Origin of the sequence: Macrococcus brunensis (assembly GCF_004359615.1) — a bacterium.
Taxonomy (GTDB): domain Bacteria; phylum Bacillota; class Bacilli; order Staphylococcales; family Staphylococcaceae; genus Macrococcus; species Macrococcus brunensis.
In genome coordinates, this window is the sequence record NZ_SCWA01000032.1 from 1 (window position 1) to 5202 (window position 5202).

General features: G+C 42.7%; 5 protein-coding genes, 3 tRNA genes and 1 rRNA gene. All 9 read right to left on the reverse strand.

The features are described 5' to 3' along the window. Positions 1 to 198, reverse strand: a 16S ribosomal RNA gene (locus tag ERX27_RS10915); the annotation flags it as partial. Between the two features lie 162 nt (positions 199 to 360). After that, positions 361 to 434, reverse strand: a tRNA-Gly gene (locus ERX27_RS10920). Between the two features lie 21 nt (positions 435 to 455). Next, positions 456 to 539, reverse strand: a tRNA-Leu gene (locus ERX27_RS10925). 107 nt (positions 540 to 646) lie between these two features. After that, positions 647 to 718 (reverse strand) — tRNA-Glu (locus tag ERX27_RS10930). Between the two features lie 80 nt (positions 719 to 798). Beyond that, positions 799 to 1239, reverse strand: a complete 441-nt coding sequence (locus ERX27_RS10935; RefSeq protein WP_133432841.1) for a SprT family protein — start codon at positions 1237 to 1239, stop codon at positions 799 to 801. Next, positions 1236 to 3377 carry a Tex family protein gene (locus tag ERX27_RS10940; protein ID WP_133432842.1) on the reverse strand — a complete coding sequence of 714 codons (2142 nt, stop codon included), beginning with the start codon at positions 3375 to 3377 and terminating at the stop codon, positions 1236 to 1238. The genes ERX27_RS10935 and ERX27_RS10940 overlap by 4 nt, the downstream gene beginning before the upstream one ends. Before the next feature lie 61 nt (positions 3378 to 3438). Beyond that, on the reverse strand, positions 3439 to 4215 hold the full coding sequence (gene sigB / locus ERX27_RS10945; protein WP_133432843.1) for an RNA polymerase sigma factor SigB: 777 nt from the start codon (positions 4213 to 4215) through the stop codon (positions 3439 to 3441). Continuing rightward, the gene (gene rsbW, locus ERX27_RS10950; protein ID WP_133432844.1) at positions 4190 to 4663 is read right to left on the reverse strand and encodes an anti-sigma B factor RsbW; all 474 of its coding nucleotides are present in this window, start codon (positions 4661 to 4663) and stop codon (positions 4190 to 4192) included. Before rsbW ends, sigB begins: the two co-directional genes overlap by 26 nt. 1 nt (position 4664) lies before the next feature. After that, positions 4665 to 4988, reverse strand: coding sequence for an anti-sigma factor antagonist (locus ERX27_RS10955; RefSeq protein WP_133432845.1), 324 nt, complete (start codon positions 4986 to 4988; stop codon positions 4665 to 4667). Between the last annotated feature and the right edge of the window lie 214 nt (positions 4989 to 5202).

Below are 5202 nucleotides of genomic sequence, written 5' to 3' on the forward strand. Positions count from 1 at the left end.
CCATGAGGTGAAAAATATTATCCGGTATTAGCTCCGGTTTCCCGAAGTTATCCCAGTCTTACAGGTAGGTTACCCACGTGTTACTCACCCGTCCGCCGCTGACTTCAGAGGTGCAAGCACCTCGTCTGTCCGCTCGACTTGCATGTATTAGGCACGCCGCCAGCGTTCATCCTGAGCCAGGATCAAACTCTCCATAAAAGTGTTTGATAAAGCTCTTTGATTGGTTAAGCCAATCACTCTTTGACATTGTACAAACTCGCTACGCGAGTTCGCAAATGCGACTAGCGATTAAAAATCGCAGTCTTATTTGGAATTAACGTTGACATATTGTCATTCAGTTTTCAATGTTCATTTATTTAATGGAGCGGGTGATCGGAATCGAACCGACAACATCAGCTTGGAAGGCTGAGGTTTTACCACTAAACTACACCCGCATATATAATTTTAAAAAGTAGTGCGGTCGAGAGGAGTCGAACCTCCACGGGTATTACACCCACCAGATCCTTAGTCTGACGCGTCTGCCATTCCGCCACGACCGCTCGTTAGCAGATAACTTTTATGTTGTCGTCTGTTTTAGCGACAATATTTATTATATAATCTTCAAGTTTTAAAGTCAACACTTTTGTTTAACTTTTTTAAAAGATTATGACCCCTACGGGATTCGAACCCGTGTTACCGCCGTGAAAGGGCGGTGTCTTAACCGCTTGACCAAGGGGCCTGTTGTTTTAGCAACGAATACTATCATAAAACGTTTCGAAGCTGATGTCAACACTAAAAAAGAATTAATCAGTAATTTTTTTAACTACTGACTAATTCTAGCTTTCCGTGGCATTTGCCACACCTGTATCTATCGATATTGATACGTCTTTTTCGCTGGTAATGTATACCACATTGACTGCAGCGGTATATAAGATATTGCTCCTTCGTGACAGGGGCACAGTACCTAGGAGCGCCGGTTTCTTGGCAAAGCTTTTTGAAATCCTGGTCTCGATGTCTGTAGCCTTTCCCTTCCAGATGCAGATGATAGTGACACAGTTCATGCTTAATAATGGCTATCACTGCTTCTTCGCCGTGTACTGCTAATTGTCTGGGATTAATCTCGATATTGTGACTTAAGAGCATATAGCGCCCACCTGTTGTTCTTAGACGCCGGTTAAAAAGAGCCTCATGCTTAAATGGCTTATGAAACACTTCCTGCGATACTGTCATCACAAGCTTCTGCAGTTCATGATCTGTCATTTTGGCTCTTTCATCGTGAGCCCTACTTTACCCTTATCCAGATCCACCGTCTCTACCCATACTTCCACTATGTCACCAACACTGACGATATCTGTCGGATGCTTGACGAAACGTTCAGACAGTTTTGAGATATGGACAAGTCCATCCTGTTTGACTCCGATATCTACAAAAGCACCGAAATCCACTACATTCCGAACCGTTCCGGATAGTTTCATTCCCTTTTTCAGGTCTTCAAGTGACAGGACGTCAGATTTAAGGAGAGGGACTTCATAATCTTCCCGCGGATCCCGCCCCGGCGCAATGAGTGCTGTGATGATATCTTGTAATGTCAACTCGCCGATATCAATTATCTGCGCCATATCAGCAGTATTCATGGTCTGAAGCTTCGATTTGAGCGCTTCTGTTCCAAGTTCACTGATGTGACTATCCAACTCATCAAGCAGCTGGTAAGTTGCTTTGTAACTTTCAGGGTGAATCGCAGTCTGATCAAGAGGCTCTGAACCGTCCAGTATTCTTAAGAAACCAATACTCTGCTCGAATGTCTTAGCACCAAGTCGAGGAATCTTCGCAATTTCTTTATGATGACGAATAGGTCCATTCTCTTCCCGGTATTTGATGATGTTATTTGCAACCGCTGTCGAAAGTCCTGAAACATGCTGCAGGAGTGGCAGAGAAGCCGTATTGACATTGACACCGACCTGGTTAACGGCTGTTTCGACGATAAAGGACAGAGATTCTGTCAGAGACTTCTGGTTGACATCATGCTGGTACTGGCCGACACCAATTGATTTCGGATCAATTTTAACAAGTTCACTGAGCGGGTCCTGTACACGACGTCCGATTGAAACGGCACTTCGTTCTTCTACCTTAAAATCCGGGAACTCCTGACGTGCAAGGTCACTTGCAGAATAGACAGAGGCCCCTGCCTCATTAACGATGATAAATGCTGCTTTTAATTGATGCTTTTTAATCATCTCAGCGACAAACTGTTCTGTTTCCCTGCTCGCTGTACCATTACCGACGGCAATCAGTTCAACGTTATACTTTGTGACCATATCTATAAAGATTTTTTCTGCTTCAGCTTTCTTACTAACTGGCGGGTGCGGATACATGACAGACTTTGCTACAAATGTACCGTATTCATTGATGACTGCAAGTTTACAGCCTGTGCGGTAAGCAGGATCAACGCCGAGTATCACTTTACCTTTTAATGGCGGCTGCAGCAGTAAGTTTTTCAAGTTAACCGAGAAAATCTCAATAGCCTGTGCTTCTGCTTTTGTCGTCAGCTCGCTTCGGATTTCTCGTTCGATAGAAGGCAAAATCAGACGCTTCAGACTATCGGTAATGATTTCATTATAGAGGTCGTCATTCTGAGTTGTCTTTTTAACGAACTGTTTCTTAATATAACGTTCCTGGCGCTCAAGGTCGTGTTCTATAGAGACTTTGAGCACACCGAGTTCCTCACCCCGATTAATGGCAAGTGTACGGTGAGGAACCACTTTACTGATACGTTCACTATAATCGTAGTACATTTCAAAGACTTGTTTTTCATCTTCTGCATTTTTCTTTTTGCTTGAATGGAGCTCCCCGTAATCCTGGACGGATTTCAAGATAAAGGCTCGATATTTCGGATCATCTGCAATCACCTCTGCTACGATGTCCATTGCACCTTTCAGCGCCTCTTCTACTGTGTTCACTTCGTCACTCAAATAATTTTTTGCTTCCATTCGATCAAAGTCCTCGAACTTCAGCAGCCTGTCAGCAAGCGGTCCTAAATTTTTACGCTTCGCTTCTGTCGCCCGCGTTTTCTTTTTCTGCTTGAAGGGCCGATATAAATCTTCTACACGCTGTAGCTTCGTCTGTTTCTGGATATCTTTTCTTAAATCTTCAGTGAGCAGGCCCTGTGCATCGATGGCTTTAATAACATCTTCCTTACGTTTCTGCAGGGCAGCCATATAGCTGTATTCAGTCTCGATTTCTTTGATCTCTACTTCATCGAGCCCACCTGTCACTTCTTTTCGGTAACGGGCGATGAAAGGTACTGTATTCTTCTCTTCCAGCAGGTTCAGCACCGCTTCTATCTGCCCATTCTTATAAGGTAGTTTTTCTATGATTAAATTGATGATTGCTTTCTCCATCTTCTCGCCTCCAGTCCATTTATTTTAACACAAAAAAAGACACATGCTGTTAAGCATATGTCTAGTTCCCCTCCTGTACAGCGTCTCTCAGTTTCTTGATCGCTGTACGCTGAAGTCTTGATACATGCATCTGGCTGAGGCCGACCTTCTCGCCGGTTTCTTTCTGGCTGAGGCCTTCGATGAATGTACATTGTATAATCTCTCTTTCACGGTCTGACAGGATAGGAAGAATCTTGGTTAGGATCATCCGTTTCTCAGTTAAATCGTAGCCTTCCTCCTGCTGCCCCATCACGTCAAGTAGCGTGACAGTAGAACCGTCCTTATCCGCTTCAATAGAATGGTCGACGCTGAGCGCATTATAGCTCTGTCCCATCTCCATCGCTTCCAGAACTTCTTCGTCTGTTACTTCAAGATAATCAGCAATTTCTTTAATCTGCGGAGAACGTCCAAGCTGGTTGGTCAGTTCATCCGTCGCCTTCTTGATTTTCGGTCCAATCTCCTTGATACGGCGCGGTACATGCACACTCCACGTCTTATCTCGCAGATAACGTTTAATCTCACCGATAACGGTCGGCACAAGAAACGCTTCAAATTTTCTTTCAAATGAAACATCAAAACGATTGATGGCACCGAGTAATCCGACCATCCCTACTTGAACCAGGTCTTCGTGATGACTTTGTCCTTTAGAATAGCGATAGGCAAGTGATTCCACGAGTTTTTTATAGTGTTCAACGAGTGTGGTCTGTGCCATTTCGTCCTTTGTTTCCTGATAAAGCTTGATCCAGGCATTAATCTGCTCTGGAGAAATGTCGTTAAATGATGTTGACTCTCTCGCCATCAGGTTGCACCTGCTCTCCTGCTATGTACTTAGTCATGCTGATTGTGACACCGGCATCTTTCTTAACGTTCACTTCATCCATCAATGATTCAATCAGGAACAGTCCTAGTCCTCCTTCACGAATAAAATCAATGTTTTCATCTTCTTTATAAGGTCCGAGTTCTGATTTCGTTTCTTCGTAATCAAAACTTTGACCTGAATCTGATACAATGACTTCCACTTTTTCGTCGAAGATCACGTAACCGACTAACACATCACCTTTTACTTCGCCTTTGTATGCATGTTTAATCGCATTCGTTACAGCTTCAGAAACAGCAATTTTTGAATCTTCGATATCGTCATATGAAGCGCCCGCCCTGTTCAGAATGCCTGATAACGTCAGACGTACAAGTCCTACATATTCAGCTGAAGCCGGAAAACGCATCTCTATATAATCATAATTCGTCATATTAAACCTCCGTCTCCGCATTCACGTGCATCAGTTCTTTTAAACCTGTGATATCAAACAATCTTTCGATACGACTGTTGGCCCCTAACACATAAAGTTCATGATGATGTTTGTTGAGCTCTTTTAATGTACCTACAAATAAACCAAGACCTGTTGAATCCATATAGCTGACCTCTGAAATATTCAGGTGAATGTCATGAGTTCCTTTTTGGTGTAAAGGCTGAAGAACAGCCAGCAGTTCAGGGGCTGTATAGACATCAAGCTCTCCTGCTACTTTAATTTCATAAAATGTATCATGTTCGATTGTATCAATATTCAAGTTCATTACATACACTCCTAGTTACACTATAATTTTATCTAATTTAAATACGTAAAATTCAATTAAAAATACCCTTTATCTGAATCATTAAACCGGACTGACCCCAATTAATGGGACAGAATAAAAAACACTCTTGTTGAATTCATATAAAATGAATTTGATAGGAGTGTTTTATTATGCAGAGAATTGCTTATTCAAGTGAAGTTAAATGGAAATGTGT